General features: G+C 59.8%; 17 protein-coding genes and 1 tRNA gene. 8 read left to right on the forward strand and 10 right to left on the reverse strand.

Features of this window, described 5'->3' with window-relative positions:
* Positions 1 to 66: 66 nt before the first annotated feature.
* Positions 67 to 152: transfer RNA gene (locus J4721_RS05735), tRNA-Leu, on the reverse strand.
* A gap of 178 nt (positions 153 to 330) precedes the next feature.
* On the opposite strand from J4721_RS05735, the gene J4721_RS05740 reads away from it, so the two are divergent.
* Both J4721_RS05740 and J4721_RS05745 read left to right on the forward strand, forming a co-directional pair.
* Positions 331 to 909, forward strand: coding sequence for a YqaA family protein (locus J4721_RS05740; protein ID WP_211002259.1), 579 nt, complete (start codon positions 331 to 333; stop codon positions 907 to 909).
* Between the two features lie 2 nt (positions 910 to 911).
* Positions 912 to 1,382, forward strand: a complete 471-nt coding sequence (locus J4721_RS05745; RefSeq protein ID WP_102874218.1) for a disulfide bond formation protein B — start codon at positions 912 to 914, stop codon at positions 1,380 to 1,382.
* Positions 1,383 to 1,433: 51 nt separating this feature from the next.
* Here the strand turns inward: J4721_RS05745 and J4721_RS05750 are convergent, their stop codons facing one another.
* Positions 1,434 to 1,859: an Lrp/AsnC family transcriptional regulator gene (locus J4721_RS05750; RefSeq protein ID WP_014874739.1), complete on the reverse strand. Its 426-nt coding sequence runs from the start codon at positions 1,857 to 1,859 to the stop codon at positions 1,434 to 1,436.
* Between the two features lie 112 nt (positions 1,860 to 1,971).
* Between J4721_RS05750 and rocF the strand changes: the two genes are divergently transcribed.
* The 3 genes from rocF to J4721_RS05765 are packed head-to-tail and all read left to right on the forward strand — an operon-like array spanning position 1,972 to position 4,867.
* Entirely contained in the window at positions 1,972 to 2,898 is a 927-nt protein-coding gene (rocF, locus tag J4721_RS05755) for an arginase (protein ID WP_027247280.1), read from the forward strand.
* Entirely contained in the window at positions 2,895 to 3,824 is a 930-nt protein-coding gene (gene ctlX / locus J4721_RS05760; RefSeq protein ID WP_102883464.1) for a citrulline utilization hydrolase CtlX, read from the forward strand. The genes rocF and ctlX overlap by 4 nt, the downstream gene beginning before the upstream one ends.
* Complete coding sequence (locus tag J4721_RS05765) at positions 3,821 to 4,867, forward strand: ornithine cyclodeaminase (RefSeq protein ID WP_102874216.1); 1,047 nt, start codon at positions 3,821 to 3,823, stop codon at positions 4,865 to 4,867. The genes ctlX and J4721_RS05765 overlap by 4 nt, the downstream gene beginning before the upstream one ends.
* 81 nt (positions 4,868 to 4,948) lie before the next feature.
* Here the strand turns inward: J4721_RS05765 and J4721_RS05770 are convergent, their stop codons facing one another.
* Positions 4,949 to 5,515 carry an HNH endonuclease gene (locus tag J4721_RS05770; RefSeq protein WP_014874743.1) on the reverse strand — a complete coding sequence of 189 codons (567 nt, stop codon included), beginning with the start codon at positions 5,513 to 5,515 and terminating at the stop codon, positions 4,949 to 4,951.
* Between the two features lie 589 nt (positions 5,516 to 6,104).
* Between J4721_RS05770 and J4721_RS05775 the strand changes: the two genes are divergently transcribed.
* Positions 6,105 to 6,803, forward strand: a complete 699-nt coding sequence (locus J4721_RS05775) for a pseudouridine synthase (protein ID WP_102874215.1) — start codon at positions 6,105 to 6,107, stop codon at positions 6,801 to 6,803.
* Positions 6,804 to 6,861: 58 nt separating this feature from the next.
* Here the strand turns inward: J4721_RS05775 and J4721_RS05780 are convergent, their stop codons facing one another.
* Complete coding sequence (locus J4721_RS05780) at positions 6,862 to 7,527, reverse strand: alpha/beta hydrolase (protein ID WP_211002260.1); 666 nt, start codon at positions 7,525 to 7,527, stop codon at positions 6,862 to 6,864.
* Positions 7,524 to 8,192, reverse strand: a complete 669-nt coding sequence (locus tag J4721_RS05785) for a DNA-3-methyladenine glycosylase (protein WP_211002261.1) — start codon at positions 8,190 to 8,192, stop codon at positions 7,524 to 7,526. Before J4721_RS05785 ends, J4721_RS05780 begins: the two co-directional genes overlap by 4 nt.
* A gap of 92 nt (positions 8,193 to 8,284) precedes the next feature.
* Between J4721_RS05785 and J4721_RS05790 the strand changes: the two genes are divergently transcribed.
* A complete protein-coding gene (locus J4721_RS05790; protein WP_102854668.1) occupies positions 8,285 to 9,511 on the forward strand; it encodes an MFS transporter in 1,227 nt (408 codons plus the stop codon).
* Between the two features lie 86 nt (positions 9,512 to 9,597).
* On the opposite strand, the gene J4721_RS05795 is transcribed toward J4721_RS05790, so the two are convergent.
* The 5 genes from J4721_RS05795 to J4721_RS05815 all read right to left on the reverse strand — a co-directional run bounded on the left by J4721_RS05795 (position 9,598) and on the right by J4721_RS05815 (position 15,381).
* A complete protein-coding gene (locus J4721_RS05795) occupies positions 9,598 to 10,377 on the reverse strand; it encodes a squalene/phytoene synthase family protein (RefSeq protein ID WP_211002262.1) in 780 nt (259 codons plus the stop codon).
* Positions 10,377 to 12,008, reverse strand: a complete 1,632-nt coding sequence (cimA, locus tag J4721_RS05800) for a citramalate synthase (RefSeq protein ID WP_211002263.1) — start codon at positions 12,006 to 12,008, stop codon at positions 10,377 to 10,379. Before cimA ends, J4721_RS05795 begins: the two co-directional genes overlap by 1 nt.
* Before the next feature lie 66 nt (positions 12,009 to 12,074).
* Entirely contained in the window at positions 12,075 to 13,472 is a 1,398-nt protein-coding gene (cysS, locus tag J4721_RS05805; RefSeq protein WP_211002264.1) for a cysteine--tRNA ligase, read from the reverse strand.
* Between the two features lie 305 nt (positions 13,473 to 13,777).
* Positions 13,778 to 14,362 (reverse strand): outer membrane protein, encoded by a 585-nt coding sequence (locus J4721_RS05810; protein ID WP_014874751.1) that lies wholly within the window; start codon positions 14,360 to 14,362, stop codon positions 13,778 to 13,780.
* A 422-nt stretch (positions 14,363 to 14,784) separates the two neighbouring features.
* Complete coding sequence (locus tag J4721_RS05815; protein ID WP_014874752.1) at positions 14,785 to 15,381, reverse strand: outer membrane protein; 597 nt, start codon at positions 15,379 to 15,381, stop codon at positions 14,785 to 14,787.
* Positions 15,382 to 15,855: 474 nt separating this feature from the next.
* Between J4721_RS05815 and J4721_RS05820 the strand changes: the two genes are divergently transcribed.
* Complete coding sequence (locus tag J4721_RS05820; protein ID WP_014880062.1) at positions 15,856 to 17,406, forward strand: trimethylamine methyltransferase family protein; 1,551 nt, start codon at positions 15,856 to 15,858, stop codon at positions 17,404 to 17,406.
* Positions 17,407 to 17,431 lie beyond the last annotated feature (25 nt).

Here is a 17,431-nt window from a genome sequence, read left to right on the forward strand (position 1 = left end):
TGCTTCCGAGGATGTCGAAAAGAAGAAGGGGCCGCGCGACGCAATCGCACAGCCCCTTGAAACCCTTGGTACCCAAGGCCGGACTCGAACCGGCACGCCCGCAAAGGCGGGGGATTTTGAATCCCCTGCGTCTACCATTCCGCCACTTGGGCCTCTGTCCTGTTCCTACCCAAGGCGGTCGCGGAGGTCCATAGGCAAATCGCGCCCGAAGTGGTGAAAAATGCACCTGAAGTCTGAACGACGTTTGGGCGCCTCATGAGGCCATGGTGGTTGACCCGCCCGCCCCCACGTGGCACCGCTCTCATCGGATTGCCAAGGAGAGCCCCGAGGATGTTGCGCGCGCTGTATGACCGAACTATGGCTCTGGCCGATCATCCCAAGGCGCTGTGGTGCCTCGCGGGTGTGGCCTTTGTTGAAAGCTCGGTTTTTCCGATCCCGCCAGATGTGTTGATGATCCCGATGATCCTCGCCCGCCCCTCTCGGGCTTGGCTGATCGCATTGGTGGCGCTGGTGGCTTCGGTCGCGGGGGGATTGCTGGGCTACGCGATCGGTGCGTTTTTTTACGACAGCATCGGTCAACCGGTGCTTGCTGCCATGGGCAAGGCGGATGCGATGGCGGAATTCAATCAGCGCTTCAATGATTTTGGGTTTTGGGCCGTGCTGATCGCGGGCATCACACCCTTCCCCTATAAAGTGATCACAATAATGTCAGGCTGGACCGGAATGCCCATCGCAACCTTTGTTGCGACCTCCATTCTGGCGCGTGCTATGAGGTTTTTCATCGTTGCGGGGCTTCTGTGGCAATTCGGCGCGCCCATCCGCGACTTTATTGAACGGCATCTGGGCCTTGTCTTCACGATCTTTGTCGTGTTGTTGTTTGGCGGGTTTTTCGCACTAAAGGTCTTGTAAACATGAGCCGATTTCTCATTCTGATTGCCACCGCTGGCTCAGCTGCGCTTCTGCTGGGGGCCTTCGGGTTCCAGTATCTGGGCGAGATGCCGCCGTGTAAGCTGTGCATCTGGCAGCGTTACCCGCATGGCGCCGCGATTTTGATTGGGGTGCTGGCCCTGATGGTGCCAATGGTGATCCTGCCCTATCTCGGCGCGCTGGCTGCGCTGGCCACAGCGGGTATCGGTGCTTATCACAGCGGTGTTGAGCGTGGCTGGTGGGAAGGTCCGAATTCCTGCACCTCCGGCCCGATTGGCAACCTCAGCGGCGAGGATCTGATGCAGCAAATCATGTCGGCACCTCTGGTGCGCTGCGACGATGTACCATGGGAGCTGTTCAGCCTCTCAATGGCCAGCTGGAATGCGATTGCCTCGCTTTTTCTGGCCGTACTTTGGGTCGCTGCAGCCAACCACATGCGCAAGAACCGGATCTGACAGGAACACAGATGCTGGGCGCCACAATCGATCGGCCTGGCGTTGCCCGAATTAGCTGTCCTTTTTTGTGGCAAGCAGGAGGTTGGTTTCGCTGCTGACCACCCCTTCGAATGTGCGGATCTTGGCAAGGGCGGCATCCAGGGTTTCGAGCGTTTCGGTGCCCAGCTCAATAATCAGATCCCAGCGCCCGTTTGTCGTGTGGATCGCCCGCACCTCTGGCAGCCCCTGAAGCTGCCGGGTGATCCGGCTGGTACCACGGCCTTCAATGCCGATCATCATCAGCCCGCGCACCGGATCGCGTAGGACATCCTCTTTCAGTACAACAGAAAACCCAAGGATATCACCTTTGGTCTGCAACCGTTCGATCCGGGCCCGGACGGTGGTCCGCGACAGGTTCAGCTGCAACGCCAGATCCGACAGGGATGCGCGTGCATTATGACGTAGCGCAGCAATCAGGCGCTCATCCGTTTTGTCCAATTTAACCTCCGACTTGATTATTTGCCCTACTATATGGGCGATTTGATCGCTGGAATCCACCTCAAATCGGAGGTTTCTAAGAGTATCTACAGTTCGCAGAGGAGATATGCGCGTGACATCCAAGACCTGTATTCTGATCGGCGCCCCGGTGGACAGCGGCAAGCGACGCGCCGGATGCCTGATGGGGCCGGATGCCTATCGCACCGCCGGTCTGGGGCGCGCAATTGAAAGTCTGGGTCACAAGGTGATCGATCAGGGCAATCTGCGTCCTGCCACCCATGAACCCGATACCAACGACGGTCTGGTCTTTGCCCGCAATGAAACGATCGGCTGGACCAATCGCCTGATCCGCGCCGCCGAAGAGGCGATGAAAGATGGCCTGCCGATCTTCCTTGGTGGCGACCATTCGCTGTCCTTGGGATCGGTTGTTGGCGTGGCCAACCACGCGGCCAAGGAAGGCCGCCCGCAATTCGTGCTGTGGCTTGATGCGCATACCGATTTCCATACGCCTGCAACCTCTGACAGCGGCAATCTACACGGGACGCCAGTGGGCTATTTCACCGGGCGCCCTGATTTTGCAGGCTTTCCCGAGGTTGCCAATCCGGTCCCGCAAGAAAACGTCTGCATGATTGGCCTGCGTTCCGTGGATACCCCGGAACGCCTCGCGCTTGAGGCCAGCGATATTCACCGTCATGACATGCGTGACATCGACGAAAATGGAATTGCCGGTCCGCTCTCTGCCTTTCTCCAGCGGGTCAAAGATGCCAACGGAATGCTGCATGTCTCGCTCGATGTTGATTTTCTGGATCCGTCTGTAGCCCCCGCAGTCGGCACCACCGTGCCCGGCGGCGCCACAGTACGCGAGGGTCATCTGGTTTGCGAAATGCTGCATGATTCCGGCCTGATGACCTCGCTGGATCTGGTGGAGCTGAACCCGTTTCTGGATGAGCGCGGTCGTACCGCGCATCTGATGGTGGATCTCTGCGCTTCGGCCCTTGGTCGCCGCGTCTTTGACCGCCCGACACGGAGCTATCAATGAGCCAGCTTCAGGCCCCCGGTGCGGTGGTGATGATCCGACCGCATCATTTCTGCTCCAATCCGGAGACGCGCGACGATAATGCGTTTCAGACCCTTGCGCGTGAGACTGCCGATGTCACCTCGGCCCAGGCATTGGCTGAATTCGACGCAGCTGTTGCAGCGCTGCGCGGCGCAGGTGTGAACGTGCATGTGTTTGACGACATAAGCACAGAGACCCCGGACAGCGTCTTCCCCAACAACTGGTTTTCGACCCATGCCGGCGGCCATGTTGCGGTCTACCCGATGTATGCGGCCAACCGGCGCAAGGAACGCCGTTGGGATGTGATCGAACTGCTGAAGCGGGACTACCGCGTTCAGGATGTGATCGACTATTCCGGGCTGGAACAGGACGGGCTGGCGCTCGAAGGTACCGGCGCCATGGTGCTCGATCATATCGGACGCATCGCCTATACCGTGAAATCCAACCGTGCCGATCCGGTGCTGCTGGAACGCTTCTGCACCCATTTCAACTTTGAACCGATGGTGTTTGAAGCGCGGGACGCGCAGGGGCGTGATGTCTATCACACCAATGTTCTGATGGGCATCGGCACGGATTATGCGCTGATCTGCCTTGATATGATCACCGATCCAACGCGTCGGGCCGAAGTTGCCGCGCGGCTGGAGGAAACCGGACGCCGGGTGATTGATCTTACGCCCGAACAGATCGCCGGATTTGCGGGCAATGCGCTGGAGCTGACCGGGCACAGCCGCTTGCTGGCGCTGTCCTCGCGTGCGGCAGAGGTGCTGCGCGCGGACCAAATTGCCATAATTGAGCGCAGTGCGACCCTGCTGCCGCTCACCATTCCCACTATTGAAACCGCTGGCGGGTCGGTGCGCTGCATGCTGGCAGCCATCCACCTCAGCCCCCGTGAAAGGACCCAGTCATGACCCAACCCTCGGACAAGGCACTTGTGCCTTTTGTCAGCGTCGACAATATGATGCGCCTCATTCATCATGTTGGAATTGACACCGTGATGAAAGATCTGGCCACCTATATCGAAGAAGATTTTAAACGCTGGGAGCTGTTTGACAAAACGCCGCGCGTGGCCAGCCACTCCGATGTGGGCGTGATTGAGTTGATGCCAACCTCCGACGGCGAGGCGTATGGCTTCAAATATGTAAACGGCCACCCGAAAAACACCTCTGAGGGGCTGCAGACAGTCACTGCCTTTGGCCTCTTGGCGGATGTCTATACCGGCTATCCGGTGCTGCTGACCGAGATGACGATCCTGACCGCATTACGCACCGCTGCGACCTCGGCTATGGTGGCAAAGCATCTGGCCCCCAAAGGGGCGACGACGATGGCGATGATCGGCAATGGCGCCCAGTCAGAATTCCAGTCACTGGCGATGCAGGCGATCTGCGGGCTGAAATCCGTGCGGCTTTATGATGTTGATCCGGCTGCAACCGCGAAATGCGCGGCGAACCTGAAGACCAGCGGGCTGGACGTTGTGGCCTGCAAGACGCCGGAAGAGGCCATCGAGGGCGCGCAGATCCTGACCACCTGCACCGCCGACAAGCAATATGCCACGATCCTGACCGACAACATGGTCGGAAGCGGTGTCCACATCAACGCCATCGGCGGAGATTGCCCCGGCAAAACGGAGCTTGCACCGGGCATCCTGTCCCGCTCTGACGTGTTTGTGGAATTCCCGCCCCAGACCCGGATCGAAGGCGAGATCCAACAGATGCCTGAGGATTTTGAAGTCACCGAGCTGTGGCAGGTGATCCTGGGCCAGAAACCCGGTCGCCGCGATGACAAGCAGATCACCCTGTTCGACAGCGTCGGTTTTGCGATCGAGGATTTCTCGGCCCTGCGCTACATCCGCGACCGGATCAAGGATACGGATTTCTTCCTTGAGTTGGATATGCTGGCCGACCCTGACGATCCGCGCGATCTCTTTGGCATGGTGCAACGCGCCAAGGGCTGAGATTTCGGGATATAGACAACCAAAAGCCCCGACAGCTTTGCTAATCGGGGCTTTTTTTATGGATAAATCTGTTGTGGTTTCTCAGCTGTCCAATTCGCTGTCCCAATAGAGAAAGTCCATCCAGGTCTGGTGCAGCTCTGGTTTGGGACGCGGCAGGCGCCGGGCAATGGCGTCCAGCTCATGCGGACTGGGGGCAAAGGGTTTGCGGCGCAGTTTCAGCCCGACCTGCTGTGGCTTCAGATTGCCTTTGCGCAGGTTATCGGCACTGCAACAGGCCACGATATTGGTCCAGGAAGATGCGCCGCCTTTGCTGCGGGGGATGACATGGTCAAATGTCAGATCTTTGGCGGCAAACCGCTTGCCGCAATACTGGCAGCAGAACTCATCGCGCAGGAAGACGTTATAGCGGGTAAAGGCGACTTTCTTACGCTTGCGATAGCGTTTTAGGGCGACAACAGAAGGGACTTCGAAGGATTGCGAGGCAGAATGCACCTCGACATCTTCGTAGGTTTTGACCTGGATCACACGCTCCTGATGAACGGCGACAAAGGCATCCTGCCAATTGCAGACAGACAGCGGTGCCCAACTGAGCGGCTGCATATCTGCGTTCAGAATCAAGGTTCTGAGATTGCCAACGGCGACGGTCATACTGCACCTCCTCGTTTCAATGGCCTGGACCTGCGCCAAGGTCCCGGCCATCGACCACCACCCTGCCCCCGCGCACGGGCCGACACAGCGGTGGTTTCAGAAAAAACAAAAGCGCGTGGAGCCCACGCGCTTGTCTTTGGATCAGTCATATGAATCTCAGCATACTGCGGGCGAACCGACAGAGGGCTTCGATGCGGCCAGACGGGTATTCGCAGACCGATCAGCGGACGCATCCCCTTGTTGCAGCAGCTCACAGGCTCACCATGGGCGACGGCTGTACACCCATCTGAAATCTGTTGCTGGTGTATCTGCATGTTCTGCAACGGCTCTACCGCCCTGTCTGCCTGTGTTCCGACATCAGAGCGGGGAACCCGCCCCTGCTTTGAATTAACTATATATCGTGGCTTGCAACTGGCAAGCCCCCATTATCAATGATTCTGACACGGCCTCGGACCAGCTTTCTGATCGATCACTAGGATGCTTCCATGACAGCAGCATGACGGCCAGACGCTGATCTGCACCCGGCCAAACCACGCTGGAGGCGCTCGTCACCCTTGCCACTCAGCAAAGCGCTGCCTATTGCAGGCTGATGACCAGATTGATCCGCTTCAACAAACCCTATGATGTCCTGCCCCAGTTCACCGATCGTGGCAGCGACAGCAGTCCGCGTGCGACGCTCAGCGACTGGATTGATCTGCCGGGGGTTTACCCTGCGGGGCGGTTGGACCGTGACAGCGAGGGGCTGATGCTGCTGACCGATCATGGGCGTTTGCAGGCGTGGATTTCGGACCCGCAGCATAAGATGCCGAAAACCTATTGGGTACAGGTAGAGGGCACACCGGATGCCGCCGCCATTCAGGCGCTGGCCAGCGGCGTTGAGCTGAAAGACGGGATGACCCGCCCAGCCAAAGCCGCGTTGATTGAGGAACCGGAAGGGATCTGGGCACGCAATCCACCGATCCGGGTGCGAAAGTCCGTGCCTGACAGCTGGATCGCGCTCACCATCCGCGAAGGCCGCAACCGCCAGGTGCGGCGGATGACAGCCGCTGTCGGCCACCCGACCCTGCGCCTCATCCGGGCGGCGATTGGGATCTGGACGCTGGACGGCTTGTCCCCCGGCACTTGGGAGGATCTGGAGGCGCCAACTATTCCCGGTCCACCAAAACCCAAACCCGCGCCAAACCGGCAGGCCATTGCCCGGCGCAAGGCCGCCGCGTCAAAGCCCGCTCGACCGGAGCCGGATGCAGGCTTAAAACTGCGGAAACCAAGAAAGCCGCGCAAGCGTTAAGCTGCGCGGCTGGTGTTGTTTTCTGATCCTGCTGCAACCGGAACCGGTCGCAGTGGTGTCACAGGCTCAGCTTGTCGCGCATGAAGGCAAGCGCCACGCTCAGACCGTCGGGGGCAATGCCGTGGCCTGTGCCCTTCATGATATGGGCGAAGACATCCTGAAACCCGGCCTCCCCCAGCGCTTCTGCGGCTTCGGGCAGTGATTGCGGCGGCACCACATCGTCAGCATCGCCATGCACCAGCAGCACCGGCATTTTTGAGACCACCTCATCCTTTAGCGTCTCCGGCGAGAGCAGCCGCCCGGAGAAGGCGACGATCCCCGCCACCGCATCTTCACGGCGGGGTGCGACATGCAGGCTCATCATCGTGCCTTGGGAGAATCCAAACAGCACCACTTGCTCGGGCAGCACATCTTCATCCACCATCAACGCATCCAGAAACGCGTTCAGATCCTCGATGGAGGCCATCATGCCCCGCATGGATTCCTCTTCGGAGGAGCCGTCGATCCAGGGGATCGGAAACCATTGGAAGCCAAAGGGCGTGCCTGAACAACGCTCCGGCGCATCGGGCGCCACAAACAATGTATCCGGCAGGTGTTCGCCCAAGGGGTCAGCCAGCCCCAGCAGGTCGGCGCCATTGGCCCCATAGCCATGCAGAAACACCACCACGGATCGGGTCTGCCCCGACAAGGGCGCTCTGCGCTCGGCTGATAAAACTCGTGTCATCGGATCCCTTCCCTGTCCTTTGCCACCCGGTAATAGGCCCAGAGCACGCGCGCCGCAACCGACCGCCACGGCGACCATGCCTCGGCGATGCGGCGCATCGCGGCGGGTTTGGGCCGCTCTGGCAGGTCGAGCAGGATCCGCGCACCCTCCTGCAACGCCAGATCACCATGGGCAAAAACATCGGCCCGCCCAAGCGAGAACATCGCATAGATTTCCGCGGTCCAAGTGCCGATGCCCGAAACTTGCGTCAGGGTCTCAATCACCTCGGAATCCGGCAACTGGCGTAGGGCGTCGAAATCAATGCCGGCCGCAGCCAGGGCGTGGGCGTAGCGGATTTTCTGACGGCTGAGACCGACACCGCGCAGATCATCCTCGCTAGCGGCGGCAACGGCAGTGGCGGTGTCCAGCCCTGCCTCAACCATGCGGCCCCAGATCGCATTGGCAGAGGCGACGCTCACCTGCTGGCTGACAATCGCGCTGAGCAGTTCGGCAAAGCCCTCGGGTTTGCGGCGCAGGGGCAGCGGTCCGCAGAGGTCAATCGCGGCGGCAAATCGCGCGTCGTGATCGGCCAGCCAAGCTGCTCCTTCAGATACGCAGGCGTCACTGGTGATGATCCGTCCGACGTTGAATGCCCCCGCTGCATCCGGATTTTTCGATCGTGTCATGTGTCACCTCTCCTTGCGTCTTTTTCGCGCGCATAACGCACTGATGCCGCATCAATCTTGCCCTGCCGGATATTCAGGGATACGCATCTGTCATGACTGACAGCCTCCCCCTCCCCGACGACCGCATCGCCAAACGCAATGTTGTCATTCTCGTGCTTGCGCAGGCCTTTTTGGGCGCGCAGATGCCGATGATCTTCACCATTGGTGGTCTCGCAGGTCAATCGCTTGCCAGCAATGCCTGTTTCGCGACCCTGCCGATTTCGCTGATCGTCGCCGGTTCCATGCTGGCAGCAACGCCGATCTCCGCGATCATGCAGCGTTACGGGCGCAAGGCTGGATTCTTTGTCGGGGCTGCAGGCGGCACCCTTGGCGGGGTCATTGGCGCCTATGGGCTCTACCTTGGTTCCTTCCCCATCTTTCTGTTTGGCAGTTTTCTGACCGGTATCTACATGAGCGCGCAGGGCTTTTACCGCTTTGCCGCCACTGACACCGCGTCCGATGCGTTTCGACCCAAGGCAATTTCTTATGTAATGGCGGGTGGGTTGCTCTCAGCCATTATTGGCCCGCAGATCGTCAAGGCGACCAGCCAAGCCTTTGTGATCCCCTTCCTCGGCACCTATATGGCCGTGGTCGCAGTCAATGTTCTGGGCGCGATCCTGTTTCTGTTCCTCAAGATCCCCAAACCCCCGGTGCCCAGCGAGGACGCGCCCAAGGGACGCAGCCGTCTGGAGCTGCTGCGGACACCCACCATCGCCGTGGCCGTGATCTGCGCAATGGTGTCCTACGCGCTGATGAACCTGGTGATGACCTCCACCCCGCTGGCGGTTGTTGGCTGTGGCTTCACCGAAGGCAGCGCGGCTGACGTGGTGACCGCCCACGTGCTGGCGATGTATGTGCCTTCCTTCTTTACCGGTCATCTGATTGCGCGGTTCGGCGTTGAAAAGATTGTTGGCGCCGGCCTTGTGATTCTTGCCGCAGCCGGGGCTGTCGCGCTGCAGGGCGTGGATCTGGAAAATTTCTTTGTCGCCTTGGTCTTGCTGGGCATTGGCTGGAACTTTGGCTTCATTGGTGCAACCACCATGCTGGCCGGCGCACATGAGAGCTATGAGCGCGGCCGGATGCAGGGGCTGAATGATCTCTTGGTCTTTGGCGGCGTCACCTTTGCCTCGCTGGCCTCGGGCGGGCTGATGAACTGTTCAGGCGGTAGTGCGGTCGAAGGCTGGACCGCCGTGAACATGGCGATGGCGCCCTTCTTGGTGCTGGCGGGCGGCGCGCTCTTGTGGCTTGCGTTGAAACCCCGAGCTGTACGTGACATGTGATCTCCGGTTAACCCGCTGCAGAAAAACGAAAAAGACGCCAGACGGAAATCCGTCGGCGTCTTTTTTCCATCTGAAGCTCAGTGAACCTACCAGCGCCCGGTCGAGACCCGATAGATCAGGCTGGTGCGACGGCGGAATTCACTTGTTCCCAAGGCGTCATCGGCAACCCGCTGCGGCGCGGCGACGGCCTGTTGCAGGATCTTGTCCGCCTGCCAGCCTGGCAGGAGCGCCGGCAGCGAAGATGCCGCCATCGCTCCGCGATTGGCGCGGGCGTCTTTCAACGCCGCGAGGCCATCCTGGGCCAATGCCCGTACTCCCTCGGGGGTGCCATCCAGAAGCGGCACGCGCTTCTCTGCAACCAATTTGGGTATTGCGCGCAGCCAATTGGCGACCCCGACGCCATAGGCAAACCGGCGCACAAGCCTCTCATTTCGCGCGCCCAGCGTCGCCGCTGCCATCCACATGAGCGAGCCTGTGGTCTTGTCGATGTGATCCGCCAGCGCCGCTTCATCTTCAAACGGATCTCGGTAGATGTCCCAGCGCCGGGCCTCTGCCATCGCATCAATATGCACCGCGAGGTCAGGCCGCAGCACCCTGGCCAGTGGTGTCGCGACAAAATGTCGACGCACAGGGCCACCGGCGGCGATCTCGGCGCCGACGTCGCGCCACCATTGCACACGCATTTCGGCAATCATTGCCTCGGTTGAGGCCCAGGGTGCCCGTGCCAATTCCAGATTAAACGCGTAGATCGCAAACAGGGCGGCGCGCGTAGAGACTGGCGAGGCCATCACCGTGGCAAACCGGTCGGGATCGCCTTTCTGCACCAGATCGGCGCAGGCAATCAGGTCGTCATCAAATGTCGTCATCAGACGCCAACGCCCCCGGCAACGGTATCGCGTAGCAGTTTCCATCGGATCGCATCCAACAGCGCCTCAAACGACGCATCGATTATGTTGGCGCTGACACCCACCGTGGACCAGCGCCGCCCTGCGCCATCTTCACTGTCGATAATGACCCGTGTCACCGCCTCGGTGCCGCCTTGGGTGATCCGCACCTTGAAGTCGACCAACCGCATATCATCCAGCGCTTTGGAGTACTGGCCCAGATCCTTGGTCAGCGCCTTGGCCAGCGCGTTCACCGGCCCCCGGTCGCTGCCCGTTTCGTCCAGCGATTCACTCACCGACAGCAGCTTCTGCCCATCTACCTTGACGACCACAACCGCCTCAGAGAGGGAGACCATCCGGTCGTATTTGTTTTTGCGCCGTTCTACCGTGACCTTGTAGCGCTTCACCTCGAAGAAGCTTGGAAGCTGCCCCAGCTCCTCGCGCGCCAGGATCTCGAACGAGGCCTGCGCGGTATCATAGGAATACCCCTCGGCCTCACGGGTCTTGATCCGCTCCAAAATCCGCGCGAGGGCTGGATCACCGCTCTCAACACTCAGGCCCGCCTCCGAAAGGCGACGGCGCAGGTTTGACTGCCCTGCCTGATTGGACATGGGAATGATGCGCGCGTTGCCCACCAATGACGGGTCAATATGCTCATAGGTGCTGGGATCCTTCAGGATCGCGCTGGCATGCAGCCCGGCCTTATGGGCAAAGGCCGACGCACCGACATAAGCCGCCTGTTTCGTGGGCACCCGGTTCAGGATCTCATCCAGCATCCGGCTGAGCGCGGTCAGCGTACTCAAGCCCTCGTGGCTGACACCGATGTCAAACTGGTCCGCATAGGGGTGTTTCAGCAGCAGTGTGGGGATCAGTGTGGTCAGATTGGCATTGCCGCAGCGCTCCCCCAGACCGTTCAGCGTGCCTTGGATCTGCCGCGCGCCTGCATCCACAGCCGCCAGCGAGCAGGCCACCGCATTTTCGGTATCATTATGGGTGTGAATGCCCAAATGATCCCCCGGCAGTCCGGCCGCGATCACCTCCGCCACGATCCGCCCCACGTCCCCCGGCAAGGTGCCGCCATTGGTATCACACAGCACCACCCAGCGCGCGCCCGCCTCAAGCGCGGTGCGGCATGCCGCCAGCGCGTAGTCCGGGTTGTCCTTGTAGCCGTCAAAAAAATGTTCGGCATCAAACAGCGCCTCGCGCCCCTGCGCCACAAGATGCGCGATGGAGGCCCGGATATTGTCGAGGTTCTCCTCAAGCGTGATCCCCAGCGCATGGGTGACGTGATAATCATGGCTTTTGCCGACCAGACAGACCGCCGCTGTGCCCGCATTCAACACCGCCGCCAGCACATCGTCGTTTTCCGCGGAACGCCCTGCCCGTTTGGTCATGCCAAAGGCAGTCATGGTCGCGCGCGTCCGGGGGGCTGCGTCAAAGAACCCGCTGTCGGTCGGATTGGCGCCGGGCCAGCCTCCTTCGATGTAGTCCACCCCAAGCCCGTCCAGCGCCGTCGCAATCTGCACCTTCTCGATGGTCGAGAACTGCACACCCTGGGTCTGCTGCCCATCGCGCAGCGTGGTGTCATAGAGGTAAAGACGTTCTTTGGTCATGGCTGGCCTTATGGCTTGGCAAATGAGGGTGGCCCCCACCTCTGAGGGCAGTGGTCTGTTTTGGTGCTAGATCGCGTCCAGTTTGCTGGCATCGAATGAGGGGCCGGGCACCAGTTCAACGCCGGTCTTACTCATCCGGACCTCAACCCCGGCAGCAACAAAGGCCGCCTTCAGGCGGTCAACCTCGGAAAAATCCTTACTCTGCATAGCGACTTCCCGCGCATCGAATAGTTTTCTCTCATATAAGGTTAGATCAATGTTCTCACCGGCAGCCCATGTTGGAGTGTCCGCACCCATAAGACCCATGAACTTCAAACTAGCCCGCATGCTTGCAGCATCTCCGGCATGAGAAAGCTGATGCAATTCGGCAATTGCTTGGGCTGTATTTAGATCATCGGATAGTGCATTGATCACCCCAACATATGGTTCTTCATTGTCTAGGGCCGTTGCCGCAAGCTGATACCACTTACGCAGCGTTGCCTCTGCTTCCTTTGCTTTTTTGTCGGTCCAATCCATCGGCTTGCGATAGTGGGTTTGCAAAAATACCAGCCGGATCACCTCCCCCGGATACCCCTGATCCAAGAGGTCGCGCACGGTGAAAAAGTTGCCCAGTGACTTGGACATCTTCTTTCCTTCGACCTGCAGCATCTCATTGTGCAGCCAGATTTTTGCAAAATCGCCCTCAGGATGGGCACAGCAGCTTTGCGCAATTTCATTCTCGTGATGCGGGAACATCAGGTCGTTGCCGCCGCCGTGAATGTCGAAACTATCACCAAACAGCTTGTGGCTCATGGCGGAGCATTCGATATGCCAGCCCGGACGACCCCGGCCCCAGGGGCTGTCCCAACCGGGCAGCTCATCGGTGGAGGGCTTCCACAGCACGAAATCCATCGGATCGCGTTTGTTATCCGCCACTTCAACCCGCGCACCGGCAATCATATCGTCCACCGACCGGCCGGACAGCGCGCCGTAATCCTTGTAACTCTTCACCGAGAACAGCACATGACCGGCGCCGTCCGCATAGGCATGGCCCTTGGCGATCAGCTCTTTGATCATCGTTCTCATCTGCGGGATATAGGCAGTTGCGCGCGGCATATGATCCGGCTCCAGCGCGCCCAGTTCAGCCATATCCGCCAGATACCAACTGATGGTTTCCTCGGTCCGCTCCTGCACCAGCTCTTCCAGCGTGCCCGGCGCGCCTGCTTCCTTGCGGGCCAGCGCTGTTGCGTTGATCTTGTCATCCACATCGGTGAAATTGCGCGCATAGGTGACGTGATCAGTGCCGTAGACGTGGCGTAACAGGCGATATAGCACGTCAAACACCACCACCGGGCGCGCATTGCCCAAATGGGCGCGGTCATAGACTGTCGGCCCGCAGAGATAGAGGCGCACATCGTCGGGATTGATCGGGTTCAGCACCTCTTTGCCTCTGGTGCGGGTGTTGTGCAGCTTGATCGTCGTCATCACAAATCCTTCGTCTGACCGCGGCGCAATGCGCCTCTGGCCAATCTCCCAACGGGTGCCGCAGGTACGCGGCGCGCAGCGCGGGCTTAGCAACTTGTTCAAAAGAAGGGAACGACAGAAACCAGCCCGCTGACTATTTCAGCAGGTAATGCAGCAGGTAATAATGTTGCAAATCCGGTTCATAAGATTGGCATAACACAGCAAGAAAGCCCCGCCAAGCCTGCAATTCAGACTTAAGCCTCACGCCGACGCAAAACGGCGCGCCCATCGAAATGGACGCGCCGCTGTTATCACTGGGGGGCAAATCAGAACTGGTAGGAAGCCCGCAGCGATACGGTGGTCGCATCGGCGCTGATGCCGGAGCTGCCCAGATTATCGAAGTCATGCTCCAACACTTCACCACCGACAGTCCATTGGTCGGTCACGCGGTAGGCGACGCCGATACCGTAAAATTCACCGGTTTCATCACCAACAGAGGTGTCGACCTGCGCCACACCGCCAGTCACATAGGCGAGGACGGGACCAAAGTCATACCCGGCCTTCACCTTGCCGCGCATCACGGAGTCCACAGTGGCGGCACCGCCGCCCAGATCGACATCTGTAGCGTCATAGTCAATCTCACCACCCAGCACGAAGCGGCCAAAATCATAGTTATAGCCAGCGTGCACACCGTAAGAGACATCATCGCCTGACAGGCCGTTGCTGGTGTCTGCGTCCAGCTGCCCGATTTGGCCACCGATATAGGCACCGGTCCAATCACCACCGTCATTGGCAACCACGACGGGCGGTGCGGCAGGGGCTGGGGCCACGACGGGCTCTTCCAGATTGCCGGCAAAGGCTGGGGTGCTCAGGGCGGCGGCGATGGCGGCCATGGATACGATACGAGTCATCTCGACTTCTCCTTGTCTGTCTTTCGACATGTGTCTTTTCAAAGACGCGCTACTCTCGCGTCTGCCCCTCCTAAAGAAGATCGACAGCGGTTTTGTTCCAGACCCCGTCGAGTTTTTCCGAATTTCTGCGCATTATTTGGCCCAAAATAGGGGCGTGAGGCAGGTTCCTGCCGATTGATTTCGGGCGTCTAATCGCCGATTGGCAAATCCGCGCCGGTGCCTTGCCGGACCGGCCAACCACCGCTCATCTGGCTTCTGAAACCGGGGCCGTCATGCAACTCTTGATCTGCCCATTGCGCCAGTCGCGCGACGATGGATGAGACGCTGCGAAGTGATGGCCAGATCTAGGTGTGTTTGGACACTAGCCCCAAGAGGTCGATCCCGGCAGCCACGCCTATTGACGGATGGTGAGAGGGGGGGCGTCAGAACTGAAAAGATGCGCGGATCGACAGGATATCACGCGAGGGCGTCTGAACGGCGGCGCCATCGCTTGCGTCCTGATGCAGGTATTCCCCGCTGACACGCAGAGCCCGGTTGAGGGAGTAGCTGAGCCCAAGGCCATAAACCGCCCCGTTGTCGCTATCTGTGGCGGTTTCATTGCGGGCTGAGCCGACGGTGACATATCCCAGCGTCTCCCCCATATCGTAACCCGCCCGCAGTTTGATCCGCCGGGTCTGATCCTCCGTCAGGTCAGAGCGGACACGCCCGCTGCGATCAACCTCGACCTCCCCGCCCAGCACCACGCGACCAAAATCATGATCATAGCCAAGGTGAAGCCCCGACGCGCTTACTGAACCCCGCACTGATTGCGCGGCCTGCGCGCGCGCCATGGAGGCACCGAGGAAAAAACCACTCCAGTCACCGGCAGAACCGGGCGCAGCCGCAAGGGCCGCCGCCGTGAGGCCTGCAATCGCTGCCCACCGGGCTGATCCGCTACCATCTGTCCGAAGCCACCGGCGCCGCTGCTTACGATGCGCCGAGAGATCATGGTCTGTGCTGCGAATGAAGGCCGGTGTCATCGGCACTGCCCTTTTTTTGACGGCGCGCCGTTCAGGCGCGCGTGATTGCCCATCTCCGACCAGTATCTCTGCAAATGCTTAACACCGGGTTCAGCATGATGGCGTTCTCAGAGTGCCTCAGTTGGTAACACCAATATAGACGAAATTCACCCTTTAACGCGCTAATATTTATACATTTTTACCGATCATGCTCGGAGGTGAATTTGGCAGTTGGCGCATCTCCGTTGTGAAATATTGGTCGCAAATTTCACATAAGTCGCAAATGAGATAGAATCGGTCGCCCTCTGTGCAACGATGTACAGACGACAACGGAGCAGTGACATGGCAGCCAGCCAGCCAGGGAAACAGTCAGGAGAACGGTGGTTCATCAGTCTGATCGGCCGCACAATCGGCGCGTCCCGTGGTCGGGCGGCGCGGGGACGACCGAGGCGGATCTGAAACGATCAGCTTCCATTTCAGACCCAGAGAGACCTTATGACAGATCAATCGAACTCCCCTCGTGCGTCCCGAAGCGGTGGCCGCGCTGCCCGCCGTGCTGCCCGCGCAGCCCCCCTCGCCGACCATCTGCGCCCCGTTCGGGCCGGGCTGGAGGGCGGCCTGTATCGCCCGCTCAGCGACGCCGGTGTTGCACGTATCCACGAAGCCGCGCTGGACGCGTTGGAGCAGATCGGCCTTGCCGACGCGCCACCAAGCGGGGTTGCCTATCTGAAAGCTGCGGGCTGCATTGAAGGCGACGATGGCCGTATCCGGTTCCCCCGTGCCCTGGTTGAAGACACGATTGCCAAGGCCAACCGATCGGTCACCCTGTTCAGCCGGGACGGCAAGAACGACCTCGAACTCTCAGGCACGCGGGTGCATTACGGCACCGCCGGTGCTGCGGTCCATGTGGTTGATGTTCATGGCCGGACATATCGCGATTCAACCGTGCAGGATTTGCACGACGCGGCCCGGATCACCGACCAATTGGACAACGTCCACTTCCTGCAGCGGCCTATGGTGTGCCGCGATATTCTCGACAATATGGAAATGGACCTGAATACGGTCTACGCGAGCTGCTCTGGCACGCTGAAACATATCGGAACATCCTTTACCGAGCCGAGCCATGTGCCGCCGGCATTGGAAATGCTGCATATGATTGCAGGCGGTGAGGACAAATGGCGCGAGCGTCCGTTTATGTCCAATTCCAACTGCTTTGTTGTGCCCCCGATGAAGTTTGCCACCGAAAGCTGCGAGGTGATGGAGCTGTGCATCAAGGGCGGTATGCCGGTTCTCTTGCTGTCCGCGGGCATGGCCGGCGCCACCGCACCATCAACGATTGCCGGAGCCATTGTGCAGGCGGTTGCCGAATGCCTCGCCGGTCTGGTGTACGTCAACGCCGTCAAACCCGGGGCGCCTGCGATCTTTGGCACCTGGCCTTTCGGGCTTGATCTGCGAACCGGGGCGATGTCGATCGGATCCGGGGAGCAGGCCCTGCTGACTGCGGGCTGCGCGCAGATGCATCATTTTTATGACCTGCCGGGCGGCGCCGCCGCTGGCGCCTCTGATAGCAAACTGCCCGACATGCAGGCCGGATGGGAGCAGATGTGCTCCAACGTGATGGCGGGGCTATCGGGGTGCAATATGGTGTATGAGGCGGCCGGAATGCATGCCTCTCTGCTTGGTTTCTGCCTTGAGTCGCTGATCCTGAGCGACGATATGCTCGGCCAGGCGCTGCGTTGCGTGCGCGGTATTGAGGTGAGCGAAGACACCGTTGCCATCGATCAGATCGCTGAAGTCTGCCTTAGCGGAACTGGCCACTATTTGGGCACGGACGCTACGCTGAGCCGGATGCAGCAGGATTTTGTCTATCCCACATTCGGGGATCGCACCTCTCCCAAGGAATGGGCTGAACTGGACAAACCCGACCTCATCGAAAAGGCGATAGCTCGCAAGGAACAGATCCTGAGCCAAGCCTCGCAGGCACAATTTGATCCAGTTCTGGATCAGGCTTTACGAGAGCGATTTAACATTCACTTGCCCCGATAAGTAATTGAAATACCTATGGGCATCA

This window comes from Phaeobacter sp. HS011, from assembly GCF_018101215.1.
GTDB lineage: Bacteria > Pseudomonadota > Alphaproteobacteria > Rhodobacterales > Rhodobacteraceae > Phaeobacter > Phaeobacter inhibens.